The organism is Streptomyces sp. NPDC050211 (assembly GCF_040656035.1).
Taxonomy (GTDB): Bacteria; Actinomycetota; Actinomycetes; order Streptomycetales; family Streptomycetaceae; genus Streptomyces.
The window spans coordinates 21,697-47,570 of record NZ_JBFALC010000059.1 but is presented as its reverse complement, the minus strand read 5'-3'; the positions used below and the strand labels follow the sequence as shown (position 1 = coordinate 47,570).

General features: G+C 69.3%; 27 protein-coding genes and 1 pseudogene. 16 read left to right on the top strand and 12 right to left on the bottom strand.

Annotated features, from left to right (window positions below; genetic code table 11):
* Positions 1 to 73: 73 nt before the first annotated feature.
* On the top strand, positions 74 to 1,099 hold the full coding sequence (locus AB0I98_RS38870; RefSeq protein ID WP_362950125.1) for a methyltransferase: 1,026 nt from the start codon (positions 74 to 76) through the stop codon (positions 1,097 to 1,099).
* A 23-nt stretch (positions 1,100 to 1,122) separates the two neighbouring features.
* On the opposite strand, the gene AB0I98_RS38865 is transcribed toward AB0I98_RS38870, so the two are convergent.
* Positions 1,123 to 1,338, bottom strand: a complete 216-nt coding sequence (locus tag AB0I98_RS38865; protein WP_362950124.1) for a hypothetical protein — start codon at positions 1,336 to 1,338, stop codon at positions 1,123 to 1,125.
* Between the two features lie 302 nt (positions 1,339 to 1,640).
* On the bottom strand, positions 1,641 to 2,054 hold the full coding sequence (locus AB0I98_RS38860; RefSeq protein ID WP_362950122.1) for a MerR family transcriptional regulator: 414 nt from the start codon (positions 2,052 to 2,054) through the stop codon (positions 1,641 to 1,643).
* A 437-nt stretch (positions 2,055 to 2,491) separates the two neighbouring features.
* Between AB0I98_RS38860 and AB0I98_RS38855 the strand changes: the two genes are divergently transcribed.
* A complete protein-coding gene (locus AB0I98_RS38855) occupies positions 2,492 to 3,982 on the top strand; it encodes a SulP family inorganic anion transporter (RefSeq protein WP_362950120.1) in 1,491 nt (496 codons plus the stop codon).
* Between the two features lie 58 nt (positions 3,983 to 4,040).
* Here the strand turns inward: AB0I98_RS38855 and AB0I98_RS38850 are convergent, their stop codons facing one another.
* The gene (locus AB0I98_RS38850; protein ID WP_362950119.1) at positions 4,041 to 4,607 is read right to left on the bottom strand and encodes an SRPBCC family protein; all 567 of its coding nucleotides are present in this window, start codon (positions 4,605 to 4,607) and stop codon (positions 4,041 to 4,043) included.
* A gap of 108 nt (positions 4,608 to 4,715) precedes the next feature.
* Between AB0I98_RS38850 and AB0I98_RS38845 the strand changes: the two genes are divergently transcribed.
* A complete protein-coding gene (locus AB0I98_RS38845; protein ID WP_362950117.1) occupies positions 4,716 to 5,480 on the top strand; it encodes a CDP-alcohol phosphatidyltransferase family protein in 765 nt (254 codons plus the stop codon).
* Here AB0I98_RS38845 and AB0I98_RS38840 read toward each other — a convergent pair.
* Positions 5,374 to 5,718, bottom strand: coding sequence for a DUF427 domain-containing protein (locus AB0I98_RS38840; RefSeq protein WP_362950116.1), 345 nt, complete (start codon positions 5,716 to 5,718; stop codon positions 5,374 to 5,376). The genes AB0I98_RS38845 and AB0I98_RS38840 overlap by 107 nt on opposite strands.
* A gap of 73 nt (positions 5,719 to 5,791) precedes the next feature.
* Complete coding sequence (locus AB0I98_RS38835) at positions 5,792 to 6,220, bottom strand: heavy metal-responsive transcriptional regulator (RefSeq protein ID WP_362950114.1); 429 nt, start codon at positions 6,218 to 6,220, stop codon at positions 5,792 to 5,794.
* Positions 6,221 to 6,299: 79 nt separating this feature from the next.
* Here AB0I98_RS38835 and AB0I98_RS38830 point away from each other — a divergent pair, with 79 nt between their 5' ends.
* The 6 genes and pseudogenes from AB0I98_RS38830 to AB0I98_RS38805 all read left to right on the top strand — a co-directional run bounded on the left by AB0I98_RS38830 (position 6,300) and on the right by AB0I98_RS38805 (position 11,368).
* A complete protein-coding gene (locus AB0I98_RS38830) occupies positions 6,300 to 6,647 on the top strand; it encodes a hypothetical protein (RefSeq protein WP_362950113.1) in 348 nt (115 codons plus the stop codon).
* A 293-nt stretch (positions 6,648 to 6,940) separates the two neighbouring features.
* The gene (locus AB0I98_RS38825) at positions 6,941 to 8,314 is read left to right on the top strand and encodes a potassium transporter TrkG (protein WP_362950112.1); all 1,374 of its coding nucleotides are present in this window, start codon (positions 6,941 to 6,943) and stop codon (positions 8,312 to 8,314) included.
* Positions 8,307 to 9,032, top strand: coding sequence for a TrkA family potassium uptake protein (locus AB0I98_RS38820; protein WP_362950110.1), 726 nt, complete (start codon positions 8,307 to 8,309; stop codon positions 9,030 to 9,032). The genes AB0I98_RS38825 and AB0I98_RS38820 overlap by 8 nt, the downstream gene beginning before the upstream one ends.
* A 171-nt stretch (positions 9,033 to 9,203) precedes the next feature.
* On the top strand, positions 9,204 to 9,623 hold the full coding sequence (locus AB0I98_RS38815) for a hypothetical protein (RefSeq protein ID WP_362950109.1): 420 nt from the start codon (positions 9,204 to 9,206) through the stop codon (positions 9,621 to 9,623).
* Between the two features lie 244 nt (positions 9,624 to 9,867).
* A pseudogene (locus AB0I98_RS38810) lies at positions 9,868 to 10,089 on the top strand (DUF3040 domain-containing protein); the annotation flags it as partial.
* 148 nt (positions 10,090 to 10,237) lie between these two features.
* Positions 10,238 to 11,368, top strand: coding sequence for a site-2 protease family protein (locus tag AB0I98_RS38805; protein WP_362950107.1), 1,131 nt, complete (start codon positions 10,238 to 10,240; stop codon positions 11,366 to 11,368).
* Between the two features lie 97 nt (positions 11,369 to 11,465).
* Here AB0I98_RS38805 and AB0I98_RS38800 read toward each other — a convergent pair whose 3' ends face one another.
* Positions 11,466 to 11,855 carry a hypothetical protein gene (locus AB0I98_RS38800; protein WP_362950106.1) on the bottom strand — a complete coding sequence of 130 codons (390 nt, stop codon included), beginning with the start codon at positions 11,853 to 11,855 and terminating at the stop codon, positions 11,466 to 11,468.
* A 494-nt stretch (positions 11,856 to 12,349) separates the two neighbouring features.
* Between AB0I98_RS38800 and AB0I98_RS38795 the strand changes: the two genes are divergently transcribed.
* The 3 genes from AB0I98_RS38795 to AB0I98_RS38785 all read left to right on the top strand — a co-directional run bounded on the left by AB0I98_RS38795 (position 12,350) and on the right by AB0I98_RS38785 (position 15,052).
* On the top strand, positions 12,350 to 13,036 hold the full coding sequence (locus AB0I98_RS38795; RefSeq protein ID WP_362950105.1) for a hypothetical protein: 687 nt from the start codon (positions 12,350 to 12,352) through the stop codon (positions 13,034 to 13,036).
* Positions 13,037 to 13,475: 439 nt separating this feature from the next.
* Positions 13,476 to 13,913, top strand: a complete 438-nt coding sequence (locus AB0I98_RS38790) for an NfeD family protein (protein ID WP_362950104.1) — start codon at positions 13,476 to 13,478, stop codon at positions 13,911 to 13,913.
* A 29-nt stretch (positions 13,914 to 13,942) separates the two neighbouring features.
* The gene (locus tag AB0I98_RS38785; RefSeq protein WP_362950103.1) at positions 13,943 to 15,052 is read left to right on the top strand and encodes an SPFH domain-containing protein; all 1,110 of its coding nucleotides are present in this window, start codon (positions 13,943 to 13,945) and stop codon (positions 15,050 to 15,052) included.
* Positions 15,053 to 15,541: 489 nt separating this feature from the next.
* Here the strand turns inward: AB0I98_RS38785 and AB0I98_RS38780 are convergent, their stop codons facing one another.
* The gene (locus AB0I98_RS38780) at positions 15,542 to 17,089 is read right to left on the bottom strand and encodes an alanine/glycine:cation symporter family protein (protein ID WP_362950101.1); all 1,548 of its coding nucleotides are present in this window, start codon (positions 17,087 to 17,089) and stop codon (positions 15,542 to 15,544) included.
* Positions 17,090 to 17,614: 525 nt separating this feature from the next.
* Between AB0I98_RS38780 and AB0I98_RS38775 the strand changes: the two genes are divergently transcribed.
* The 3 genes from AB0I98_RS38775 (at position 17,615) to AB0I98_RS38765 (ending at position 20,397) form a co-directional block, all read left to right on the top strand.
* The gene (locus AB0I98_RS38775; RefSeq protein ID WP_362950099.1) at positions 17,615 to 18,130 is read left to right on the top strand and encodes a hypothetical protein; all 516 of its coding nucleotides are present in this window, start codon (positions 17,615 to 17,617) and stop codon (positions 18,128 to 18,130) included.
* Between the two features lie 104 nt (positions 18,131 to 18,234).
* Positions 18,235 to 19,668, top strand: coding sequence for an SPFH domain-containing protein (locus AB0I98_RS38770; protein ID WP_362950097.1), 1,434 nt, complete (start codon positions 18,235 to 18,237; stop codon positions 19,666 to 19,668).
* 252 nt (positions 19,669 to 19,920) lie between these two features.
* On the top strand, positions 19,921 to 20,397 hold the full coding sequence (locus AB0I98_RS38765; protein ID WP_362950096.1) for a CBS domain-containing protein: 477 nt from the start codon (positions 19,921 to 19,923) through the stop codon (positions 20,395 to 20,397).
* Between the two features lie 28 nt (positions 20,398 to 20,425).
* On the opposite strand, the gene AB0I98_RS38760 is transcribed toward AB0I98_RS38765, so the two are convergent.
* From AB0I98_RS38760 to AB0I98_RS38745, 4 genes are all read right to left on the bottom strand, one after another.
* Positions 20,426 to 20,983 carry a hypothetical protein gene (locus tag AB0I98_RS38760; RefSeq protein ID WP_362950094.1) on the bottom strand — a complete coding sequence of 186 codons (558 nt, stop codon included), beginning with the start codon at positions 20,981 to 20,983 and terminating at the stop codon, positions 20,426 to 20,428.
* Positions 20,984 to 21,052: 69 nt separating this feature from the next.
* A complete protein-coding gene (locus tag AB0I98_RS38755) occupies positions 21,053 to 21,634 on the bottom strand; it encodes a hypothetical protein (protein ID WP_362950093.1) in 582 nt (193 codons plus the stop codon).
* 20 nt (positions 21,635 to 21,654) lie between these two features.
* Positions 21,655 to 21,813 carry a hypothetical protein gene (locus AB0I98_RS38750; RefSeq protein WP_362950092.1) on the bottom strand — a complete coding sequence of 53 codons (159 nt, stop codon included), beginning with the start codon at positions 21,811 to 21,813 and terminating at the stop codon, positions 21,655 to 21,657.
* Positions 21,814 to 21,930: 117 nt separating this feature from the next.
* Positions 21,931 to 22,362 (bottom strand): hypothetical protein, encoded by a 432-nt coding sequence (locus tag AB0I98_RS38745; RefSeq protein WP_362950091.1) that lies wholly within the window; start codon positions 22,360 to 22,362, stop codon positions 21,931 to 21,933.
* A gap of 474 nt (positions 22,363 to 22,836) precedes the next feature.
* On the opposite strand from AB0I98_RS38745, the gene AB0I98_RS38740 reads away from it, so the two are divergent.
* Positions 22,837 to 24,720, top strand: a complete 1,884-nt coding sequence (locus AB0I98_RS38740; protein ID WP_362950148.1) for an NAD-binding protein — start codon at positions 22,837 to 22,839, stop codon at positions 24,718 to 24,720.
* A gap of 104 nt (positions 24,721 to 24,824) precedes the next feature.
* On the opposite strand, the gene AB0I98_RS38735 is transcribed toward AB0I98_RS38740, so the two are convergent.
* On the bottom strand, positions 24,825 to 25,763 hold the full coding sequence (locus AB0I98_RS38735) for an EamA family transporter (RefSeq protein WP_362950090.1): 939 nt from the start codon (positions 25,761 to 25,763) through the stop codon (positions 24,825 to 24,827).
* Between the last annotated feature and the right edge of the window lie 111 nt (positions 25,764 to 25,874).

The following is a 25,874-nucleotide window of genomic DNA, read 5'->3' as shown; positions in this document are numbered from 1 at the left end:
TTGGCCAGGAAGGACCCGGAGGGACACCGTGGCGGCACAGCAAGAATTGGATGAGGCAAGGGTCGAAGCCTTCATGGAGAAGGCTCTCGGGGACATCAGCGGGACGATGATCATCGGTCTGTGCCATCTGGGCGACCGGCTGGGACTGTTCAAGGACCTAGCGGCCAACGGCCCCGCCGGCAGCCAGGAGCTGGCCGACCGTCTGGACCTGAACGAGCGTTACGTACGCGAGTGGCTGCGCGGCCTCACCGCCGCGGGCTATCTGGCGGAGCCGGAGCCCGGGCGCTTTGAACTTCCCGCCGAGCACGGCCCCGCCCTGGCCGACGAATCGGGACCCATGTTCCTCGGCGGCGTGTACCAGATGATGCCCGCCGCGATGGCACCGTACGAACGACTGATCGAAGCGTTCCGGAGTGGGGGAGGCGTACGACAGAGCGACTACCCGGACATTCTGTGGGACGGCATGAGCCGTTTCACCGGCAGCTGGTTCGAGAGCGTGATGGTCGACGACTGGCTGAGCACCTTCCCGCATGTCGTCGAGAAGCTGGAGCGCGGCATCGACGTCGCGGACGTGGGCTGCGGTGCGGGCCGTGCCCTGATCGTGCTCGCCCAGAAGTTTCCCCGCTCCCGTTTCACGGGGTTCGACAATTTCCCGGGTCAGGTGGCACGCGCCCGGGCGAACGCGGAGGAAGCCGGTGTCGCCGACCGCGTGACCTTCGAGACGGTCGATGTCGTCCAGGGACTCCCCGGGCGCTACGACCTCGTCACGACCTTCGACGTCATCCACGACGCGGCGGAACCGCAGCGGCTCCTTGCCGCCATCAGGGCCGCGGTCAAGGACGACGGCGACTACCTGATGCTCGAGATCAACTGCCAGGATCGCCCAGAGGACAACGTGGGCCCCGTGGCATCGATGTTCTACGGGTTCAGCATGTTCTACTGCATGACCACGTCTCTCGCGAGCGGCGGAGCCGCCCTGGGAACGTGCGGTATGCCCGAGGCAGTCGTACGCAATCTGTGCACCGAGGCGGGCTTCGGTGACGTGTCCCGGTCCACGGCGGATGACCCGTTCAACGTCCTCTACGACATCAAGCCGTAGCTCCGCACAGCAGGCGAGCGTGCCTACGCTGCCGAGGGCTTCTCCGCGACGAGCAGGGCGTAGCCGAGGGTGCCGTCCGAAACGGCGGTGCGGGCCGCGTCCAGGACGGCCGGGGCCGCGTCGAGGCCCAGACCGGAAGCGGCGAGCCGGTCCGCCGCGGTCAGCCGGTGCGAAAAGGAGGCGAGCTGGCTGATGGCCATCGCCGTGTACACCGCGCCCAGCACGATCCTCAGCAGCATGAGGCGAACGTAAGACCCGGCGCGGCTCGGGAACTGTAAGCGTGCTCACCGAACCACCGTCCCGCGCACGGGACGATCAGCAGCGCGACGCCGTGCATCATCGGCTTGGCCCGTCATCAACGCGAACGACGCCGAGCTGTCAGGCGCCCTCAGTTCCCCGGCGATCCTCGTCTGCGGTAGTGACCGGCTTGGCGAGCCCGGCGCTACACCGACGCTGTCCTGCCCGGCTGCCGCACCCAGACCCAGCAGGCCGTCGCCGCCGCGTTCCGCGCGGACAGTCCCCTCCCCCGGGGGTGGGGCCGTCAGGAGCGGGCAGCCGGGGTTTTCTGCTCCAGGCGGGAGCGCAGCGTGGCGGCGAAGTCCTCGGCGCGGGACAGCTGGACGCGGAGCTTGTCGATCTGCTCGGCGGCGGCCCGCTCGTAGACGCGGATGCGCTCCAGCAGGGCCTGCTGTTCTTCCGCGTCCAAGCCACTGTCGGCGTCGAGGCGATCGGTGGCGTCCAGCAGGTCCCGCATCTGCTCCAGAGTGAAGCCCAGTGGCTTCATGCGGCGGATGACCATGAGCCGGGCGACGTCGGTCTCGGTGTAGAGGCGGAAACCTCCTTGGGACCGTGCTGAGGGGACGACCAGGCCGGTCTCCTCGTAGTGCCGGATCGTGCGCAGGGACAGCTCCGTGCGCGCGGCGACCTCGCCGATCTGCATGTGCTTGCTGTCCACGCGCGTGCTCCCTGGTCCCTGCTCGATTCCGGTGGGCCGCGTCCGTCTGCGGTCCACCGATCACTACTCTAACGTTAGGGTAGAGTTACTGACGAGGTGGGCAACGGCGTGCCGCTGCCCACCGTTGCCGTGTCGGGGCCGACGCTGCCCCCGGCGCAGATCCGATTCCTGCAGGAGAGAACCCGTGTGCGAGCCCATCACGCCCGCCGCCGCCTGCCCACCGTGACGCTTCGCCCTCGGATGTGAGCCCGGCCGCGCCCATGCGCAGGCCGCCGTCGCTCGATCCGCTCTTCACCGACTTCCGGCCCCCGTGCGCACGGGGCCGTCCGCGGGGTGCCGGCCCGGCCTTCCGCGTCCTCCCGCACGCCCCGGCCTGCCGAAAGGGGTGTGCCCGAGCACGACAGGTTCCCGTTTCCTTGTCTCCTTCTGCTACCGCTGTGCCCCCGGCCGCGTACCTGCGTGGCCTGAAGCCCGACTGGCTCACCGATCCGAAGGTGTGGCGCACCGAGGTGCTGGCCGGCCTGGTGGTCGCGCTCGCGCTGATCCCCGAGGCGATCTCGTTCTCGATCATCGCCGGGGTCGACCCGGCCATCGGCCTGTTCGCCTCCTTCACCATGGCCGTAGTGATCTCCATCGTCGGCGGGCGGCGGGCGATGATCTCCGCCGCCACCGGCGCCGTCGCCCTCGTCATCGCCCCGCTCAACCGCGAGCACGGTCTCAGCTACCTCGTCGCGGCCGTCATCCTCGCCGGCGTCTTCCAGGTGATCCTCGGCGCGCTCGGGGTGGCGAAACTGATGCGGTTCATCCCCCGCTCGGTGATGGTCGGCTTCGTCAACTCCCTCGCCATCCTGATCTTCATGGCCCAGGTGCCCGAAATGACCGACGTCCCGTGGGCCGTGTACCCGCTGATCATCGGCGGCCTGGCGCTGATGGTGCTCTTCCCGAAGATCACCACCGTCATCCCCGCGCCGCTCGTGTCGATCGTCATCCTCGCCGTGATCACTGTCGCGGCCGGAATCGCCGTGCCGACTGTGGGCGACAAGGGTGAACTGCCGTCCTCCCTGCCGGTACCGGGCCTGCCCGACGTGCCGTTCGCGCTCGACACCCTGACGACGATCGCCCCGTACGCGTTCGCGATGGCGCTGGTCGGTCTGATGGAGTCGCTGATGACGGCCAAGCTCGTCGACGACATCACCGACAGCCACTCGAACAAGACCCGCGAGTCCATCGGCCAGGGCGTCGCCAACATCGTCACCGGCTTCTTCGGTGGCATGGGCGGCTGCGCGATGATCGGCCAGACGATGATCAACGTGAAGGTCTCCGGCGCCCGCACCCGCCTGTCCACCTTCCTCGCGGGCGCGTTCCTGATGGTGCTGTGCATCGTCTTCGGCCCGGTCGTCTCCGACATCCCCATGGCCGCCCTGGTCGCCGTCATGGTCATGGTGTCGTTCGCGACGTTCGACTGGCACTCCATCGCCCCGAAGACCCTCAAGCGGATGCCCGCCGGAGAGATCACGGTCATGGTGATCACCGTCGCGGCCGTGGTCGCCACCCACAACCTCGCCATCGGCGTCGTCGTCGGCTCGGTCACCGCCATGGTCATCTTCGCCAAGCGGGTCGCCCACCTTGCCGAGGTCACCGCCGTCACCGACCCGGACGGCACGAGCGTGGTCTACCGGGTCACGGGGGAACTGTTCTTCGCCTCCTCCAACGACCTCGTCGGTCAGTTCGACTACGCCGCCGACCCCGACAAGGTCATCATCGACCTCTCGTCCGCGCACATCTGGGACGCCTCCTCCGTCGCGGCGCTGGACGCCATCGAGACCAAGTACGCCCAGCGCGGCAAGACCGTCGAGATCACCGGCCTGAACAACCCGAGTGCCGAGTTGCACGGCCGGCTCAGCGGCGAACTCACAGCCAGCCACTGACCCGCTGCCCCCGCATACTCAGGACTCAGGGTCCCGGGCATCGAACTGGGCCCCCTCGTCACCTATGCGAGCGCCGCTCCGCTTCCTGCTTCACCGCCGCCAGAGAGGAGGCGACGCCCGCCTCCCAACGCGGGGCGATCACGCTGCCCCACCACTGACCGAGCGCCCACAGATCGGTGCCGAGTGCGCCGGTGTACTCCAGCCGCGTGCCCGGCCCGTGCTCGGTGAGCTCGAACCATTCGGTGACCGCGGGGACAGGGCCTCGCACCAGGCGGAAGTCGACCCGCTCGGGCCGGGTGAACCTCACCGTCTCCACGGTCGTCGCCGTCAGCCGCCCGCCCGCGACAGGGGTGCGGTGCGCGGCGAGCACCATGTCACTGCCCCGCTCCAGCACGGCCACCTTCTCCCGCATCGCACGCGTGGCCCTGCCGAGATAGGGCTGAGCGATCACCTCGAAGACCGTCTCGCGGGGCGCGGCGCTGTCGACGCTCCGCGGCCCGAGCGGGCGGGTCCGCCGACCCGCTCCGAGGTCCAGCGGCAGGGCGCCGGTGACCAGCCCCAGATACCCGGCCGCCGCGGCGCCCGCTACCCCGACGGCCACCAGTCCGCCGACAACCCATGTCATGTGCCTGTTCCCTTCCCGCTCAGCCTGTTCGTCCCTCTCACCGCGAGGCTATGGCGGAGGCACGCCTACCGTGAGCCGCAAGCCGATCATGCTGTGGAGGCAGAAGGCGTGGAGTCCGTAAACGAGATCACCGACAGCCGGGCCGCAACCAACGCCCTGCTGGCCGACCTGCGCGAAGCCCGCTTCGCCCCGCCGGCCGTCGCACGCTTCCTCACTCACGCCGCCCACCGGTCCCTGCGCCAGGCCGCCCTCCGCCCCGAGGCTCTGGCGCAGCTCACCGCCCTGCACGGCCTCATGCTCGCCGCGGCCACCGGCAGGCGCCCGGGCCGCCGCTGGGTGGCCACCAGCTGGGCCCTGGCCGCGCTGCACCTGGGCCTCTTGGAGCACCGGACACGGCTCACCGCCGCCGATGCCCTCACCCTGATCCGCGCCAGCCTGCCCGCCGTGCCCGGCGGCGGCAGTCGTTGGTCCGGGATGCCGGCCATCGCCCTCGACGTCGCCGACGGCCGCATCGCCCGCCGCACGGGCACGGCCTCCCCGTTCGGGGACTACGCCGACACCTTCGCCGACGCCGCCTTCTGGATGTGGCTCATCTGGCGTCACGAACCCAGCCGCACCATCCGTGCCGCCGCGCTCGCCGCCTGGGCACTGCCCGTCGTCACCCTCACAGCCCTCGCGATGCGACGCGGCACCATGCCCGAGCGGCCCCGCCCCGCCGTGCTGCGGCCGGCCGCAGCGATGCAGGCCGTCGTCGCGTTCCGCCACCTCACCCGCCGCCGACACCCTTCGGTCGCTCCTCGGAGGCTCCCGGCTCGTCGGGCTCCGGCGTGCCCTCCACGCGTACGCCCTGCCAGAACGCCACATGGTCCTTGATCTTCCGGGCGAGCGGGCTGGGCTTGGGGTAGTACCAGGCGGCATCCGGATTCGTCAGCCCGTCGACGTCGAGGCTGTAGTAGCGGGCCACGCCCTTCCACAAGCACAGGGACCGGGTCCTGCTCGGGGTGAGGTATTGGCGGTCAAGTGACTCGGGCGGGAAGTAGTGGTTGCCCTCGACGATGACTGTGCGCGGGGCCTCCGCGATCACCGCACCGTTCCATACCGCGCGCAGCATGGCCGAACTCCTCATCGTGCAGGGGGCCGTACACCCCGGGAGGGCTCACGCTAGGCACGGTCACCGGCCCGGTTCAGTGACGGCGCTCACCATCCGCGGCGGTGCCCGCCCCGGCGAGGATGCGGCACACCTCGGCATCGGTGCAGTCGGCCGGATCGGTCACAGCGGCCCGCGCCGCCAGGCTCTGCAGCGCCTCCTTGGTGACGCGCAGCTCGGCCAGACGTCGGCCGATGTCCTCAAGGCGCCGGTCGATCAGTGCCGTGACGTGCGCGCAGGGGGACGATCCGGCATCCCGCAGGACGAGCACGGAACGGATCTCGGCCAGGCTCAGACCCGCGCCCTGGGCATCACGGATGAACGCCAGCCGCTTCACGGTCCGCTCCGGATAGTCGCGGTAGCCACCGCTGGTGCGAGGAGGGGCCGGCAGCAGTCCGGCCTGCTCGTAGAAGCGGATGGTCTTGGCCGTCACCCCACTGACGGCGACGACATCGCCGATGCGCATACCACCACCGTAGACCCTTGACCTTCCAGCGCACTGGAAGGTCTACAGTCCGAGCACAGCAGTGACCAGGAGGTTTCCGATGAGCCAGCGCGAAACCAAGCCCCAGATCGCGGTCCTGACGGTGCCGGACTGCCCGAACGCCCCACTTGCGCGTCAGCGGATCGCCGACGCCCTCGACGGCCGCGACGTACCCGTGGAATGGGTTGAGGTGACCGACGAAGCCGACGCGGCTCAGCGGAAGATGACCGGATCACCCACCATCCTGCTGGACGGTGTCGACCCGTTCGCCACCGCCGCCTCCCAGCCCAGCGTGTCGTGCCGGCTCTACCGCCATCCGGACGGCACCACGGACGGCGCGCCAACCGTGGCGGACCTGCGCCGGGTACTTGCCACCGGCGACCCATCCTCATCGACCAGCACTGACTGATGACCCGTCGAGGGTGCCCGGATCTCCGTCCGCCGCGAGTCCGGGAATACCGGCGTCGTTAGGGTCCAGGCCCGTCGTGTCAGGGATGTCGGTTTCTGATCCGTCGCGTCATCGCTGCATGGCCGTGCGGATGGCGCTGACATCCGGCGCCGGACGGGGCTGCCCGAGGAGTCGCAGCTCACGCTCTCCTGCCCCGTTACACCGAGGCGGACCTTGGTCAGGGTGGCCCGCTGGATCTTGACCGGATGCTGGTGGATCCTTGACGGAACATTGGCAGGCAGGAAGGCCGGGGAGTGGCGGGACGCGCGGTGCGGGTGTGGCAGTCGCTGTTGGCGGCGCATCCCGCTCGTACGGTGGTCATGGGCTTCGCTGCCGTGATCCTGCTGGGGACAGTACTGCTGATGCTGCCCGTCGCCGCCGAGGACGGCCGGAGCGCCGACGCGGTGACGGCGCTGTTCACGTCCACGTCCGCGGTGTGCGTGACAGGACTGGTCGTGGTGGACACCGGCACGTACTGGAGCGGCTTCGGCGAGGGCGTGATCCTCGTGCTGTTCCAGATCGGCGGCTTCGGCATCATGACGATGGCCTCACTGCTGGGGCTGCTGATCTCGGGGAAACTGGGGCTGCGGATGCAGCTGACCGCGCAGGCGGAGACCAAGAGCCTGGACATCGGCGACGTGCGGCGGGTGCTGCTCGGGGTTGCCGGTTGCACGCTCGCGGTGGAACTCGCGGTGGGCGCGGTGCTCGCACTGAGGCTGCGCTTCGGCTACAGCGAATCCATCTGGGATGCCGCGTATCTGGGCTTCTTCCATGCCGTGTCGGCGTTCAACAACGCCGGGTTCGGCCTGCACGCCGACAGTCTCACGAAGTACGCGCAGGATCCGTGGGTGACGCTGCCCATCGCCGCGGCCGTGATTCTCGGCGGAATCGGTTTTCCTGTGCTGTTGGAGTTGCTGCGGCACCGCAACCGGGCCCGCGCCACGGGCCGGCGTCGCTGGTCGCTGCACTTCCGGCTGACGGTGATCACCACCGCCGTGCTGCTGTTCACCGGGACGCTGCTGACATGCGTGCTGGAGTGGACGAACGGCGGCACGCTGGGCCCGTTCGACTGGCACAAGAAGATCCTCGCGGGGTTCTTCCACTCGGCGATGTCCCGTACCGCGGGGTTCAACAGCGTCGACATCGGGGCGATGACGGATGCGACCCTGCTGCTGACCTGCATGCTGATGTTCATCGGCGGCGGCAGCGCGGGCACCGCGGGCGGCATCAAGGTCAGCACCTTCGCGGTGCTGGGTGCGGCGATGTTCGCCGAGGTGCGTGGTGAGCCCACGTCCTCGGTGATGGGCCGCAGGCTCGCCCCGCATGTGCTGCGGCAGGCGCTCACCGTGGCGCTGGCCGGCGTGGGCTTCGTGATGACGGCGACCCTCGCGCTGCTCGCCGTGGTCGACGAGCCCTTTGAGGAGGTGTTGTTCGAGTCGGTCTCGGCCTTCGGCACGGTGGGGCTGTCCACCGGCATCACCGCTGACCTGCCGACCGTCGGCCGGCTGATCGTCATCGTGCTCATGTTCGTCGGCCGGCTCGGCCCGGTCACCCTGGTTTCGGCGCTTGCCCTGCGCGAGCGGAAGCGCCGCTACGAGCTACCCGAGGAGCGACCCGTCATTGGCTAACTTTCTGCACTCGCTGCGCCGACGGCGCCGCAAGCACCTCGCGGGGCACGCTGCTGCCGCCGGTCGCGGTGACCAGCGCGTTGCCGTGATCGGTCTGGGCCGCTTCGGCAGCTCGCTGGCCCATGAGCTGATGCGGCGCGGGTGGGATGTCCTCGGCGTCGACACCGACCCCCACCTCGTCCAGAGGCTGAGCGACGATCTCACCCACACTGCGGTCGCCGACTGCACCGACCCCGAGGTGCTGCGCCAGCTCGGCGTCCACGAGTTCAGCAGCGCAGTGGTCGGTATCGGCACCGACATCGAGGCCAGCATTCTGATCGCCTCCAACCTGCTGGACGTGAACGTGCCCAACATCTGGGCCAAGGCCATCAGCCGCCAGCACGGCCAGATCCTCGAACGCCTCGGCGTGCACCACGTCGTGCTGCCCGAGCACGAGATGGGCGAGCGCGTCGCCCACCTGGTCACCGGCCGGATGCTCGACTTCATCGAGTTCGACGACGACTACGCCCTGGTGAAGACCGTCGCCCCTACCATCTCCACCGGCATGCCACTCGGAGAGAGCCAGGTGCGCAGCAAGTACGGGGTGACGGTCGTCGGCATCAAGCGGCCGGGCGAGGGCTTCACCTACGCCACCGCCGAGACGGTCATAGAGAAAGGGGACGTCATCGTCGTCACCGGCAAGATCCACGATGTGGAGTCCTTCGCCGAACTCAGCTGAGTGCACCGCGAGCCGCCCTGTCACTGCTCGTTGCTCCTTCGCCACCGGTCGCGTATCAGGGAAGCCTTGCGCGTACGGAGTTCGCAGAAGGGCGGTCACCAGGCGCGGAAACTGTCCAGGAGGCGCTGTTATGAGAGCAGCGCAGGGGACGCGGGGAAGGATGATGCGCTCATGGTGGAGTGGCGACCGTTGCGGGCTGCGGTCAGGCCGGTACCCGAGCCTGTCCCTACGCCCTTCGTCTGGGTGGCGGCCTTCATAGGGGCGCTGCTGACGGTGGGGGTGCTCAGCGCAGCGAACGGGCTCGCCGAACCGCTGCACGCCCTGCTGGTGCTGTGCGTCCTGGCGGCTCTGCTGGGAGTGTGCGCCCGCTTCGTCGCGGCGCCGGGCACCGCCGCGGTGTGCTGGCTGTTCCTCAACGGCTTCGCGGTGCCCCCACATGGCGAGCTTGCGTGGCAGGGGTATCCGGACGCGGGACGGCTCGCCTTCCTGATGGTCGCCGCGTTGTTGGGTACGGTGATCGCCCGCCTCGTCAACGCCCGCGGCGCGTACCGGCGGATCACGCCGGGCGGGGACCGCGACGCCGGCTCCTGAGCGGCCGCTGCAGAAGCCCAGAGGGTTCTGCGCCACTCGGTGTGTTTCGTGCAGTACCGACGGCTCCGCCGCAGTTTGATCACCTCGGGCAGGCGTCCGGCTGGTGCGCGTGGGTACTCCGCGAGTAGAACGCCCGCTGGAGCTGCCGCTGCCGATGGAGGTACTGCGGCTCGTCGACATGCTCCGGCCCACCGACGGTGCGCAGAGCGGCGCCCGCGCCGCCTAGGCAAGTCAGGTGATCGTTATGAACCCCTCGATGGACGACCGGCGCATCCTCGCGGAGATGGAGCGACGCCTCGCCCGGGACGACCCCGAGCTGGTCTCGCTGATCGACGCACTGAACCACCAGTTCCCCCACGACCAGGACCAAGCCGACGATCGTCATGACGACGGCGCACGGCACAGCCGGCGCCGGAAGGCGGCCGTGGCGTTCCTCATCATCGCGCTGGCGGGCCTGATCCTCACGGCGATCCTCACCTCGCCCCCTGCCGACGACGACGCCCCTCGACCGCTCAAGAGCCTCGCTGTGGCCGCAGCCGTCCATGCCCGGCGTCGGGACCCGGCACGAGGGACACTGTCAGTAGGGGGACCCACACCGTCCGCAGGAGATGGTGATGAACGGCTCGGTACGGATGGGACGCCTGCTCGGGGTGCCGCTGCGCCTCCACTGGACCGTGCCCCTGCTCGTGGTGCTGTTCGGGTACAGCCTGGGCAGCCACACGCTCCCCGCCGGGGTTCCGGACCAGTCGAACGCCGCCTACACGGTCGCCGGCCTGGCCGGGGCTCTGCTGCTGCTCGGGAGTCTGCTGGCTCATGAGGCCGCGCACGCGATCGCGGCCCGGAGAAAAGGTATCCCGGTCCAGAGCATCACGCTGTGGGCGTTGGGCGGGATGACCGAGATGGGCAAGCCACGCGCGGCCGGGGCGGCCTTCCTGGTGGCTGTGAGCGGGCCGCTCGCCAGCCTGGCCGTCGGTGGGGCTGCGCTCGGTGCCGGCATAGGGCTGGAGGCCGCGTCAGGCTGGGAGGTTCCCGCGGCGGTCCTGGTCTGGCTCGGCTGGGTGAACTGCGTCCTGGCCGTGTTCAATCTGCTGCCGGCCGCACCGCTCGACGGAGGACGCGTCGTGCAGGCACTGATGTGGTGGCGTACCGGAGACCGGGACCGGGCCGAACGGGCGGCCGCACGCAGCGGGCAGGTCCTTGGCATGCTGCTGATCGCCCTCGGTTGGATCTCCGTCCTGTACGGCGTATGGAGCGGCCTGTGGCTGGCGGTCATCGGCTTCTTCGTCCTGATCGTCGCCGGCGCGGAACGTCAGCGCGCCCGGATGGCCCCGGCCCTGCGCGGAGTGCGCGCGTCGGACGCCATGTCGAGTCCCGTGGAGGCGTGCCAGGACTGGCTGACGGTGGAGCGGTGCATCACGGATGTGGCCGTGCGGACCCGCCACTCGGTGCTGCCCCTGATCGACTTCGACGGACGCCCCAGTGGCCTGCTCAACCTGGCGCGGCTCGCGCGGATCCCCGCGCAGCAGCGGGAGACAGTGCGGGTGCGCGATGTGGCGACCCCGCTGCCGAAAGGCGCCACGTGCGCGCCGGACGACCTCCTGGAAGACGTACTCGAAAAGCTCTCCCCGGGCAGCGGCATGCGCATCCTCGTCATCGACGGACAGCGCCTGGTGGGCATCATCACCGCGCATGACATCTCCCGAATCGTCCAGCGCCACGCACTTCGCGGCACGGAGAGCCAGTGAGCGCTCAGGGCTGGGGGAGAATGTCGCAGGCGCGTGCAACGCGGAGCGTCGGCAACCCACGACAACGTCGCTGGGGTGTCGGCAGAGAAGGGCGTGCCTAACGGCGGCTCAGACGGATGTTCCGCGAGCGTCGGCGTATGACTCGGCGCAGCCACCGCAGAGGATGTACCTGAGCGTCGGCGGTCAGGGACGCCGCCTGTCGGGCGGCGAGCGGCGCGTAGGGCACGGAGACGCGGCTGCCGTGGGTTTCCATGACGCAGACGGGGACATCCCCTGTCTCTTCCGACCGGCCGAGTCGGATGGTGAACGGCTGTGGCGGGTCGCCGGGCAGGTCGGCGGCCAGCACCGTGACATCTTTGCGGTGCCTCCGACGAACGGCGACCACTTTGCCGTCGACGAGCAACTCAACGCCGCCCGGTACAGCACCTGTCTGAACCGTGACTGAATGCCCACCCTGGTCGAGGTGAAAGCGGTGGCTGCGGGCCATGAGGACCTCCCGAGCACAGTCACTGCGGTGCACTTCAAGGATATTTACCGGAAGAACAAGAAACCCCCAGGCCGCTGAGACCTGGGGGTTCACTCTGCTCGCTCTGGAGCGCCTGACGAGAATCGAACCCGCGCTCTCAGCTTGGGAAGCGACGGGCGCGTGGGCGATGAGGGGCTCTTGAGCTGCGTGGATGCTGTTTCAGTGGCGTGGCTGCGCGGCGTGGTGCCGACTTCAGGGCTGTCCCACAGAACGACGTAACCACAGGGGGTCTTAAGAAGGGGATGGCAGGTCACTTCCCGGACACTGGTCATGTGGGGAGTCGTGCCTGCGAACCACCGGGCATGCACGCGTATACGGAACCGAGACCGTCCCGCATGCCTCTCCTTGCAACGCCGGAGCTGCCCGGTGTGTCTAGGAACGAGCCTGCGGCCGGCCGCACGGCGCAGGTCGTGGACGTGGCTTCGTCAGCTCGTCGGTCGAGGAGAGGATCCGCCATGCCCGTTCTCAGAGGCACGTCGGTGATGACGGTGATGGTCGGAGTCCTGGTGTTGACCGGATGCCAGGACGCGTCGGGTTCCCACGTCGGCTCGGGTGCCCTCTCCTCCTCTTCGCCTTCCGCGCATGCCTCTGCGATGGCAGGCACCCGTTCGAACGGCCCGGCCACCACCACCCCGACAGCTGCCACCTCCACGCCCTCGCCGTCGCGCACCTCCGCTGCCCCGGCCAAGGCGGTCTCTCCCGCTCCCACCGGAACTCTCACCACCCCCGCAAACGACCACGGCTGCCGGAATCTGACCGTCAGCAACGAAGTGAAGGCCCCCGTGACGAGGGCATACCAGCGCAGCTTTCCCCGCTTCGTCCATGTCCAGCCGGTGCCGCACCAGTTCTTCTACGGCCAGTGCGGCGGCGTCCGCTACGCCGCCACCCGTTTCGAGGCCACCCCCGGTGCCACGCACGAGGAACTCGTGGGCATGCAGGACGAGGGCAGCGCCACCAAGTACTTCCGGGGTACTTCCCGCAGATTCCCGAAGCCCTGGCCGCGGCATGGGGGAACTGCCCGGTCGTGCACTGAACTTCGAACGTCGGCGACTCGGACCGGCGGCGGCGCGGGCCTCGTGGATACGGGAACGATCAGGCGAGCCGGCGCGGTGGCGGGATGCGGTGTCCGGGGGGCCGGCTGATCCAGTTACCGGTGTGGCGGAGCCGGATCCGGTGGCCGAACCGGCTCCGGGCACCGGCCTCGATGTCGCGCCGGCCGAACCGCGCGTCGCCACCGTGCAGGCAAAAGGCATCCAGGACTGCCGGAATCCGGCATGGTTGCCGCCGCTGCGTGGCCCTATCGTCGACCGTGCTGCACGGGGACCCGGCGTCGTACGACCGAAGCAAAGAGAGGGGCGGGCTCGTGCCCGGTAATCCGCTGTACCACTGGAGCTGAGAATGCGAGCCGAAGTCGCGCTCTCATCTGCGGCGACGTAGTCGTTGACCTGCGCTTATGTGATGGGATGAGCCGGCCGAGGCCGGGCAGGTGCCCGACGGCCAAGAACCGCAGCTGCCGTGTCTGTGCTGCCGGCGGTCCGGGAGGTAGCTTGGTGGACAAGGCCCCTGAAGGAGGGCGATTCGATGCCGTGGTTCGTATGGCTGCTCGCCGCCGCGGCACTGGGTGTCGCTGAGTTCTTCACCTTGACACTGTTCTTCGGGTTGCTGGCGGGCGCCGCGTTGGTTGCCGCCGTAGTCGCCGGCGTAGGCATCGGCCTCCTCGGCCAGCTCCTGGCGCTGGGGGCAGCAGCGGCAGCGGGCCTCGCCATCGTCCGTCCTATCGCGCTGCGGCACATGGCACAGCAGCCCCTCATATACGAGGGCAGTGATGCGCTGATCGGCAAGCGGGCCGAGGTCATGCAGGAGGTCACCGCGACTCGCGGCCTGATCAAACTGTCCGGCGAGGAGTGGTCCGCCCGCGCCCTCGACGAAAGCCTCGTGATCCCGGTGGGAGCGCTGGTGGACGTGATGGAGATCGAAGGCGCCACGGCCATCGTCTACCCCCGCGAACTCCTTCCATGAACGGCTGAACACACAGCAACGGAGGCACTGTGGATCCAGTTGTCGTCCTCACTCTCGTGGCGGCCCTTGTTGTCGTCTTCCTCGTGGCCTCCACTGTGCGGATCGTCCCGCAGGCGCGCCGCTACAACATCGAGCGGTTCGGCCGGTATCGCCGGACGCTGCAACCCGGCCTGAACCTGGTCCTGCCGGTGGCGGACCGCATCAACACGAAACTCGACGTGCGAGAGCAGGTCTATTCGTCCGACCCGAGGCCGGTGATCACCGAGGACAACCTCGTGGTGAACATCGACACCGTGCTCTACTACCAGATCACCGACCCTCGGTCGGCGGCCTACGAGGTCGCTGATTACCTGCAGGCGATCGATCAGCTCACTGTGACCACGCTGCGGAACGTCATCGGCAGCATGGACCTGGAGGAGACACTCACCTCCCGTGAGGAGATCAACTCCCGCCTCCGCGCCGTCCTCGACGACGCCACCGGCAAGTGGGGCATCCGGGTCAACCGCGTCGAGATCAAGGCCATCGATCCACCGCACACCATCAAGGAGGCGATGGAGAAGCAGATGCGGGCCGAGCGTGACAAGCGCGCGGCCATCCTGCACGCCGAAGGGGAGCGGCAAGCCAAGATCCTCACAGCGGAAGGTACGAGGCAGAAGGACATCCTGGAGGCGCAGGGCACGCAACAAGCCATGATCTTGCGGGCGGACGGCGAGGCAAAGGCGGTGGAGCTCGTCTTCCAGGCCGTCCATCGCAACAACGCCGACCCGAAGATCTTGGCCTACAAGTACCTGGAGACACTCCCGCACTTGGCGGGCAGCGACAACAACACGTTCTGGGTGATCCCGGGGGAGCTGACCGAGGCAGTTCGGACCGTCACTCGTGCGTTCGGTGATCAGTCGACGGCGGGTGCTCCCCAAACTGCGCAATCTGAGGAAGCATCCAGCGCCGACGCCGACGACACGTCGCAAGAAAGCCGGACTCCGGAGCTCGATGCAGGCTCGACGGTTTCGCTCGACGCTGCGACGGCTGCTGATGAGGCCGAGAAGCAGGCCGCCGCCGCGGTGAGCGACGCAAAGGCGGAGGCCGAGGCTGCGATGTCGCCCCAAGTGCCGCGTCGGGGGCAGACGTCCGGCGATTGAGCCCTCCCGAGACCGGCAAGCCATGGCCGATCTCGTACGCACCGTCCTGGGCTCGCTCCCGGCGGCCCGCGGCGGCGCCCTTCGTAGCCATATTGAGCGTGTGCTTCGGCTCCCAGTACGTCACGGCCGAGTCGGCGCGCGCCGGCTCAGCCTGAGTGTCCGCGCCCTCACGTACAACCCGGCCGGGCTGCAAGGCGGTCAGCTGCCTGGCATGCGGCCGGATGGGGGCGTCTGCGCCCGCTGCCCGAAGCCCAGCGGGACGTCGACTTGCTGCACGCGCGCATTCTGGTCGACTACAGCCGCACCCATCGGCGGCGGGGCTTGATTGCGCTCTGGCTGCTTTTCGCGGCTCTTTGGGCGCTGGGTCTGTCCCTCGTCAGGCGGCCGGCACACGAAGCACAGCCGGATCCTGCGGGCTGGAATCGAGTGGCTCGGAACCACCCCGTACCGAGGAATGGTACGGGGCGGCCCACATGCTGAGCTGTGAGGTCAGACGACCTTGGCGGACTCCCGCTCGTCCTCAGGATCCCCGCCGCCCACGACGGTCTGGGTATTGCGGCTCCGGACGAAGTCCAGGAAGGAGTTGAGCTCGCGCTTGACGACGGGGGCCAGCAGGTAGAGGCCGATGATGTTGAACACGGACAGCAGGAAGAGCGCCGAGTCGGCCAGGCTGATCAGTGTGTCGAGGGAGAGCAGGGAGCCCGCGACGACGAACAGGCTCCAGACGGCCTTGAAGATGATCTCGCTGGTCCGGCTCTTGCCGAAGAGGTACGTCCACGCCTTGAGGCCGTAGTAGCCCCAGGTCAGGATCGTGGAGAAGGCGAACAGCAGCACCGCGACGGTCAGCAGGTTCGGGAACCAGGGCAGTACGGTCTCGAAGGCGTCGGAGGTGATGGTGACGCCGCCGATTTCGTCCGCGTTGCCCTCGCGGGCCTCGGCCCAGCTGGCCGGGTTGGCGATGGCGATGGTCAGCGCGGTCATGGTGCAGATGATGACCGTGTCGATGAACGGCTCCAGCAGGGCGACCAGGCCCTCGCTCGCGGGGTGCTTGGTCTTGACCGCGGAGTGGGCGATCGGGGCGGAGCCGAGGCCGGCCTCGTTGGAGAAGGCGGCGCGCTGGAAGCCGACGATCAGGGCGCCGATCACGCCGCCCGCGACACCGTCGGCCTCGAACGCGCCCTTGATGATGCCCTGGACCGCGTCGGGTACCGCGGTGACGTTCGCCAGGATGACGACCAGGCAGGCCACGATGTACATGCCGGCCATCGCCGGGACCAGCTTGCTGGTGACCGAGGCGATGGAGCGGATACCGCCGAGCAGCACCAGGCCGACCAGCGCGGCGACCACCAGGCCGAAGAGGACGGCACCGGCGGAGGAGGCCATGAAGCCGTCCTCGCCGCCGAAGGTCGAAGCGACCTGCGCGTAGCTCTGGTTTGTCTGGAACAGGTTGCCGCCGAAGAGGCCGAAGAAGAGGATCATGATGGAGGCGAGGACGGCGAGCACCTTGCCGAACTTGGCGCCACCGCTGCCGAAGCGCTCGGCGAGCCCCTTGGGCAGGTAGTGCATGGGACCACCGGAGACGGTGCCGTCCTCGTGTTCCTCGCGGTACTTCACACCGAGGGTGACCTCGACGAACTTGCTCGCCATACCGAGCAGGCCGCACAGGATCATCCAGAAGGTGGCGCCGGGGCCGCCGATGGACACGGCGACGGCGACACCCGCGATATTGCCGAGGCCGACGGTGCCGGAGACGGCGGCGGTCAGCGCCTGGAAGTGGTTGACCTCACCGGGCGAGCCCTCCTCGTCGTACTTGCCGCGCACGACGTCGATGGCGAGCTTGAACTTGCGTACCTGGATCAGCCCGAACCAGGTGGTGAAGATCAGGCCCGCGATCACGAGCCAGGCGACGATGAGCGGAAGCTCGGTGTCGCCGACGGGCACGGCGTAGAAGACGACATCGCCGACATGCTCGGCGACGGGTTCGAAGAAATCGCTGACGGCGTCGTCGATGGATGTCGTGACGGACTCGAGTGACATGTGGTCTACCTCGGTAGAGCGGGGACGTGCTGGCGTGGCGCAGCAGTGGGGGGACAGGTAAAGGGACGGTGCGCACATGGCAAAGGTCGTCCCATGAAGGAATTGGGAAGTCCTATCACGCTCTCTACGCGGCCTCGAGTGACCCAAGTCGCATAAACGGGCCCCTGTGGCACAAATCTCAGGGGCGGCAATGCGATCGTTATCCGGATTTGAGCGTCTGCTGAGGAGCGCAGCCTGAAAACGGTTTGACAGGTCAGCAGAAAAACGTGCGAACGGTCGTGACCATGCGGGGTCCTGGGGTGGGAGACCTCGCCGTACGCTCCAGCGCTCCAATCCCGCGAGCCGCCCTGTGCAAACCGATCCCCTTCAGGAAGAACCTGAGTGTGTTCTGTTGGACGGGATGTGAGGAGCACGGCATCAAAGCCGTGTAAAGGCTGCCGGAACACGGCAATGTGCTGGCACTTGGCCACATGCGAGCATGCGGTCAACCAGCACGAAGGCGTTGAGGAGAGGCGGTGAACGCGGATGGCCTGGTTTCTCGGTCTGGGCATCGCGGGGGTCGTGCTTCTCGTGCTGTCGCTCGTCTTCGACGGCGTCCTTGAGGGACTCTTCGACGGGGTCGACGTGCTGGACGGGGTGTTCGAGGGGTGGCTGTCGCTTCCGGTCGTCGCCGGATTCGTATCCATGCTCGGCTTCTCCGGTGCGATCGCCATGGGCGCCACCGGGCTGGGCGCCGTCGGTGCCACCGTGATCGGCGTGCCGGCCGGAGTCGGCACGGGCTGGCTCGCGTATCGCCTCAGCCGTGCCCTGATGAGCGACCGGTCCGGCGCCGCCCCGCGCGACGCCGACCTGGTCGGTGTTTCGGGCTCCGTAGTCACCGCCATCCCGGCAGGCGGCTACGGCGAGGTACTGGTCCACCTGGCCGGACAACCCGTGAAGCTCGCGGCGAAGAGTTCCGCCCCGGTGGCGCGAGGCGCCGAGATCTGGGTGGAGGAGACCTTGTCGCATACGTCGGTCTCCGTACGCCTGGTGGAACGCTGACCGACCGCGCCGCCGTACACATCCGGCACCGAGCCCGCGGTGCCCTTTCGTCCACATGAACCCATCGATCTGCCGTCCCCTGGGAGGGCTGAGGGGAATTTGTCATGAGCCCAGTTGTCTTCGCTGTGATCGGAGTCGTCGTACTCCTGGTCCTGCTCGGACTTGTCGTGATCACCCGTTACAAGGTGGCCGGGCCCAGCGAGGCGTTCATCGTCACCGGGCGGCGCGGCAAGACATCCACCGACCCGGAGACCGGCCGGATCTTCACGGACAACAGTGGCCAGAAGGTCGTGGTCGGCGGCGGTGTCTTCGTCGTGCCGTTCGTGCAGCAGAAGTTCACCCTCGACCTGTCCTCCCGGCACATTCCGGTCGCGGTGCGGGGCGCCGTCACGCTGCGTGGGGTCAAGGCCCACCTCGAAGGTGTCGCCATCGTCAAGGTCGGCGGCAGCGAGGACTCCATCCGCGCCGCGGCCCAGCGGTTCCTGATGCAGCAGGACGGCATCGTCGGGTTCACCCAGGAAGTGCTCTCCGGCGCGCTGCGCGCCATCGTCGGCCGGATGTCGGTGGAGGACATCATCCGCGACCGGGCCGCGTTCGCCGGGCAGGTCGCCGAGGAGGCCGAGGCCAGCCTGTCCGGGCAGGGCCTCGTGCTCGACGCCTTCCAGATCCAGGACATCTCCACCGAAGGCTCCTACCTGGAGGACCTCGGCCGTCCCGAGGCCGCGCGCGCCAAGCAGGAGGCCGACATCGCCGAGGCGGTGGCCCGGCGTGCCGCCGAGCAGGCGCGGCTGAAGGCCGAGGAGGAGATCGCGATCGCGCAGCGGACGTTCGCGCTCAAGCAGGCCGAGATCAAGGCCGAGACCGACGAGGCTGCCGCGCGCGCCGCTGCTGCGGGTCCGCTGGCGGAAGCCGCCCGGTCGCAGGAGGTCCTGAGCGAGCAGGAGAAGGTCGCCGAACGGCAGGCCGCGCTGACCGACCGCGAGCTGGACAGCAAGGTCCGCAAGCCTGCCGACGCCGCGCGCTACCAGGCTGAGCAGGAGGCCGAGGCCCGCCGGATCGCCCTGGTCAAGCAGGCCGAGGCGGACGCCCAGCGGTCCCGGCTGACCGGTGAGGGCGAGAAGGCGCACCGCGCCGCGCTCGCCGACGCGGTACGCATCGAGGGCGAGGCCGAGGCCGCCGCCATCGGTGCCAAGGGTGCCGCCGAGGCGGAGGCCATGCGGAAGAAGGCCGACGCCTTCGCCCAGTACGGCGACGCGGCCGTGCTGCAGATGCTGGTCGAGGTGCTGCCACAGGTGGTCGCCAAGGCGTCCGAGCCGCTCAGCGCGATCGACAAGATGACGGTGATTTCTACGGACGGCGCCAGCCAGCTGTCGCGCACTGTCGCCGACAATGTCGCCCAGGGCGTCGAACTCCTCAGCTCCACCACCGGAGTCGACCTCGCCGAACTGCTGAAGGGCATCACCCAGCGGGGCAGCGGTTCGCAGCCCGCGACCACGGCACCCGCCGAGGCCAACGGGAAGGTCGAAATCACCGGCTGACCTCAGTACTGATCAGCGGAGCGAGCCCGGGCGGCCCTTGAGCTGCCCGGGCTCATGGTCGCTGGGCGGCTTCCCAGAAGTGGACTGCGAGCGGCGTTTCTGTGGCTCTGGCTGACCGCCCGGCGTAATCGGAGCGGCGCGATCCGTGTCTATCGAGGTCGCTGCGTATGTTTCGCGTCAATGACCTGGCCGACACCCGGAAGACGTACGACGCTGAGCACAGGAACGTTTCCAGTAGATGAGGAGCCCGCCGTGCGCGCTCGTGACCTGGCGGTCGAATACGAAACAGTGAGCGTCGACAGCGACGCCATGGACGCGGCCCGGCTGATGGCCGAGCACAAGCTGCCCGGCCTTCTGGTACTCGACGAGCGGGGTGAGCCGAAGGCGATCCTGCCGGCCTCCCAGATGATCAAGGTGCTGGTGCCCGCCTACGTGATCGAGGACCCCACCCTTGCCGCGGTCGTCGACGAGAAGCACGCCGACCGGCTCTGCCAGGCGTTGGCCGGCCGCCGTGTGGGGGAGTGTCTGTCCAGCAAGGCGGCCCCGCCGCCGGTCGCCGACCCCGACGACACCGCGCTGGAGGTGGCCGCTCTGATGGCGCAGGTGCGCAGCCCGTTGGTCGCGGTGGCGGAGAAGGCGAAAGACGGTACCCATCTGCTGGGTGTGATCACGGCCTCTCACCTGCTGCACGAACTCCTCGGCGCCGCAGGAGCGGTGAGCCCCAAGTAATCGCATCCGAGCGCCGCGGCGAGCAGGGCTATTCCATGCTGGAGGCCCGGAGGATTCCGCGGCACAGCTCGCCGTCGATCCGCCGCCCCAACCGCTCCAGCACCGGTATGCCGGACCGCAGGGTCCCCTGTTCCAGGGATCGGCGTGCACCTTGATCCAGGTGGTGCCACAGCAACGGGTTGGCGATCAGGACGCGTGGATCCAGCACCAGCCGCCCGCCGGACGTGTCCGTGAGAATCACGCGCGGGCTGACACCTTCGGAGATGCGCACCGTCACGAGGCGGTCGGTGCGCACCCGGCGGTGGGTCACGAGCCCGCGTGCGTCGAGTCGGCCGGCAGCCGCACTCACCCGCGGCGGCGTCAGGATGATCAGGAGCAGGACGGCGAGCGCGGCCCACCAACCGGCGCGCACGGCGGTGAGCCGCACGAGCCCCCAGTCGAGTAGCACCAACGCCCCGAAGAGCAGCACGCCGTAGAGCACCGCGCTGCGCAACTCCCGTGTCCAGTAACGGTCATGGACCGTCCGAACGGCATCCGCGCGTGGTGTATCGCCCACCAAGGCGCGCTTCTTGATGTGCCGTCCCATACGAGTCACATTAGGGATGGCACCGGTTTGTGTCTGCGGCTGTGACAGACCCGGTTTCGGGCTGACCGGTCAGCCGACGCCGACCTCGAGTACGGCCACGACGTAGGCGCAGATGGTCCCCACCTGAGCGAGGAACACGAGTGTGATGTGCGGGGCGAGATGCCCGGGCCGCCCGGTCCCGAGGCAGCAACTGGCCGCCCGGCTCACTCGCGGCCGCCGCCGCGTCTGGTCACGTGTTTGGCGTTCGAGAGCCTTGTTCAAGGCGCGCCGCCCGGCGGCGGACGTGACGCCGAGCCGCACCCCGTGGGCGTCGCGGACGACGAGGGTGCGATAGGTGCCGCCGTAGGAGAACGTCGTCAGCAGTCGGACGCTGGTGATGTGGTTCAGGTCGACGGAGCGCATACCGGTGAGGGTCCGTGCGGCCATCGCGGTCGCCGAGTGGCGCGTCGGCGGGCGTTCCTCGCACAGTTCGCCGAACAGCAGCAAGGCGAGAGGGCCAGCCACCAGCCCCAGCGCCATCGCCGCTGGGCGCGCCCCGGTCAGGCCACCGATGGCGAAGGGCAGCGCGAGCAGCACCAGCAGCATGCCCGTACCCGCGCGTGCGCGTCGGAGGGCGGCGACCGCGCCGGGCACCTTGCGAGGCAGCGGCACTGGCCCGGGGGCGCGGCACTTCACTGCTCCCCGTTGCCCGGCGCCGGGCGGGCGGCGTGCCGGGCCGCCGGGTTCGCGATGAGGTGGCGGGGGTCGGTGGAGCGGTTGACCGACGACTCCACGGCCGCGAGCAGGCCGAGGGTGACGGTCAAACCGATGCCCACAGCGGTGGCATCCATGGGAAATCCTTGAAGTCTGCGAAGAGGTGACGCCTCGACAGGGAGGCGAAGCAGCCCGCTCGCTCGCGAGCAGGGCGCGTCAGGAAGAGGCCGGCGGTTGCAGCGCGGGCGGTCGACTCAGCTGCGGGCGTGGCGACTGCCAGGTTCGAACGGAGTGCCGTTCGCCAAGTCCCGTCGCCGCGGCCTGTGTTCGCAGCAGAACAGCCTGCTGAGCGGACCCGCGAGAGCATGTGCCACCGACCAGGCCACGAGCGCGGACAGCACCAGCAGCATGACGCGGGCCAGGGCGGCGCCGAACCCTGCGACGCCGATTCGGTCCAACACGACCGTTCCGGAGAAGCTGACGAGCCAGCCGCTCACCGTGACGACGGAGGCGGCCACGGCGACCGGTGCTCCTCCGAACACCCTGGCCAGCGCCGGGGCGTCGGCATCGAAGTCGCGTACACCGACCCGCCCCAGCAGGACCAGGAACCAGAAGCCGAGCGCGACGACAAGAGCAGAGGTGAAGATGACGGTGGGGTACTGCGCGGCGGCGTCGATGACCTCCAAGATCCCTCACCCTCAAGTCTCGCCGTAGTGTCCGGGCATCCGCGGCCGTTGCCGGGGCCGGGCATCAGGACACACCCGTGTGTGCGCCAAGGTCATTGTGAACTGGCGCTGTTCCTCACCGCATTGCCGCGTTCCGGCACTCTTGACGTCTCGTTGATGCCGGACTGCGATACCCAGGGGCCGACCGAGCCGGCTGTGACCACTCGGCTCATGCGTCATGATCAGTCCCGGTCACGGCGGCGTGCGCTTTGCTGTCGTTGTCCCGTTGGTATCGGCATCGGGGGAGGGAGAAGGGGTGGGCCGACTCGTATACGGCGCCGCAGGAGATGGCCGTCGGACGTTACCCGCTCGGGCAGACGGGGGTCCATCTCGCGGCCAGGGCGGACAGGCGGGCATCGGGGGACGGAGGTGCGCACCATGAGGCGCGTGCCCTCGCTTCCCGACCAGGCCCGGCATCCGGCTCTGCCGGGCCACATGGTGGTGTGCGGCGACGACGCGCTCGCCGAGCGCCTGGCCGCTGAACTGCGGGACTTGTACCGCACGCGGGTCACCGTCGTCGTACCGTCGCTGCCCGGTACCGCCGACACCGGGAACGGTACGGAGGGACGGGCGCGGGCCGCCGCCCTGCTCGCCCGGATGCAGGCGATCGTCAACCGGGCCGCCGACTTGGAGACCCAACAAGGCGTCCGCGTCCTTCAGGCGCCACTCCTCGACGAGGAGACCCTCGCCGAGGCCGGTGTCGCGCGCGCCGATGCCCTCGCCCTCGTCCATGACGACGACGAGACCAACATCCGCGCCGCGCTCGCGGCCCGCCGCCTCAATCCCCGCCTGCGTCTGGTCATCCGGCTCTACGACCGCAAACTCGGCCAGCATCTGGCCGACTTGCTGGATCAGGCCGCCGCGGTCGCCTCACCCGGCCTCGATCCGGCCGCCCTGGACACCTCCACCACCGTGCTCTCGGACGCGGACACCGCGGCCCCCGCCCTGGCGGCGACGGCCGTCGCCGGCACCAGCAAGGTCGTGCAGGCGGACGGTCTGCTGCTGCGGGCCGTCGAGCGCACCCCGCCAGGACGCGGCGAGGTCGCCGACCCCGGTCTGTGCACGCTCGCGCTGCTCTCCGCCACGGCCAACGACCCTGCGGGAGCGGAGGGTTCGGACGCCAGCGGCCAGGAAGGACCGCTGCTGCTGCCGGACGACCGTACCGTCGCCGCTGCAGCCGGCCGTGGCACCGTCGTGCTGGAAACCGTCACGCACGACGGCCCCGAGCGCGTCCCGAGCCGCGGCCTGCCGCTCGGCTCGCTCTTCTCGCGCCGACTGCGCTGGTCCCTGGCCGGGCTCGTGCTGAGCGTCGTCGGCCTGGCGGTGGCGTCGTGGCTGACCACCGGTGATCACCCCCTGCACGCCGCCTACCTCACCCTCCTCGACCTCTTCGCCATCGGCGACCCGGCCCTCGGCGGTCCCACGGCCCGCCAGGTCCTCCAACTCCTGTCCGGCCTGACGGGACTGCTCCTGCTGCCCGTGCTGCTCGCCGCCGTACTGGAAGGACTCGGCACCTTCCGCACCGCCTCCGCCCTGCGCCGCCCGCCGCGCGGCCTGTCCGGCCACGTCGTCCTGCTCGGGCTCGGCAAGGTCGGCACCCGCGTCCTGGCCCGGCTGTGCGAACTCGGCATCCCGGTGGTGTGCGTGGAGGAGGACCCCGAGGCGCGTGGCATCCCGCTGGCGCGCAGACTGCACGTGCCCACGGTGATCGGCGACGTGACCCAGGAGGGCGTGCTGGAGGCCGCGAAGGTCCACCGCGCGCATGCACTGCTGGCCGTGACCAGCAGCGATACCACCAACCTCGAAGCCGCCCTGTACGCCCGATCCGTAGAGCCGGGCCTGCGTGTCTCACTGCGTCTGTACGACGACGCCTTCGCCCTCGCTGTCTACCGCACCCTGCGCGCCGCCCACCCCCGGGCCCTCACCCGCAGCCGCAGCGTGTCCACCCTCGCCGCACCCGCGTTCGCCGGAGCGATGATGGGCCGCCGGATCCTCGGCGCGATCCCCGTCGAGCGCCGAGTCCTCCTCTTCGCCGCGCTCGACGTGGCGGGGCATCCGCAGCTGGAGGGCCGCACGGTCGCCGAGTCGTTCCGCCCCGGTGCATGGCGCGTCCTGGCCATCGACTCCGCCGCCCCCGACGAACGCATGCCCGACCTCGCGGCCTCACCGTCGTACGACGGCACCGAGCACCCCAGCGGTCTCCTCTGGGACCTGCACCCCGGTTACGTCCTGCGACCGCAGGACCGCGTGGTGCTGGCCGCCACCCGCCAGGGCCTGGCCGAACTCCTGGGTGCCGGCTCGGGGACCCGCCGACGTTGACTCCTGTTGCGCCAACGGACGCCTGGACGGCGCCGCGTCACTGTGGAACGTACTGATCGCCGGCAAAAAGCGCTGCCGGCCTGGACCGTGTTCTGTGCGTCGGCTCAGTCCTTGCCGGGTCCCTCGTCGGCTGCGAGGAACAGCACGCCGAACAGTAGAAGCACCGTGCCGGTGAGAACGATCGCGTTCAGCCGTTCACCGAAGACCGCGATGCCGATGACCGCAGCGGTGAGCGGCTCCACCAGGGCAACTACGGAGGCCGTTGTCGCCCGTACGACGCCAAGGCCGGTGAAGAAGAGCGTGTATGCCAGCGCCGTCGGTGCCGCCCCCAAGTAGATGATCAGCCCCAGGGTCCATGCCGCACGTTCCATGTCGGGCAGCAGACCTTCCAGCAGAGCCATCGGCAGAAGGCAGACAGCGCCCACCGCGAAGCCGGTCACCGTCGACTCGAACGCCCCACCAGTGTTCTTGCGGCCGGAAGCGCGCCCCAGCAGGGTCACGCCCGCGTAGCCGACGGCGGAGAGCAGCGCGTATCCGATGCCCAGGACGGGGTCCGGGCCGGTGTTCCCATTGGCGCCCCCCATCAGCAGCACGAGGCCGACGACGCCGCTCGCCACGGCGGCCGTTCCGGCGGCGCCGGTGTGCTCGCCCAACACGAACCGGGCTCCGACCGAGACCAGCACAGGCCCCGAGCCGAGGGTCACGACCGTGGCCACGGTCAGCCCTGCCTGCTGCACGGAGGCGAAGTAGGTGGTCTGGTACACGGCCAGCCCGAAACCTGTGATCAGGGCCCGTCGCCTGTTTGCCGCGAACGTTTCGCGCAGCGAGACCGCCGTCTCCGGCCGCCTGGACCGCCGGGCCAGGCGAGCTGCCAGGAGCAGCCCAAGTCCGGTCAGGAACCGCCAGAAGGAGACGGAGATCGGGCCGATTCCGCCGGCGTCGTAGAGTCCGGCGGCCACGGCACCACCAGTGCCCCACGCTGTGGCCGCGATCGCGACGTAGAGAACACCCTGCCGGACGGACAGGGCAGAAGAGGACTGCAACTGAGATCTCCTCGATTGATTGCCATCACGTTGTCTTCGTGGGCAACCCGCACAGCCACCCCGGCAACCCCGGGATGGCTCTGCATGACCGCCCGCCTTAAGCGGCGGGCG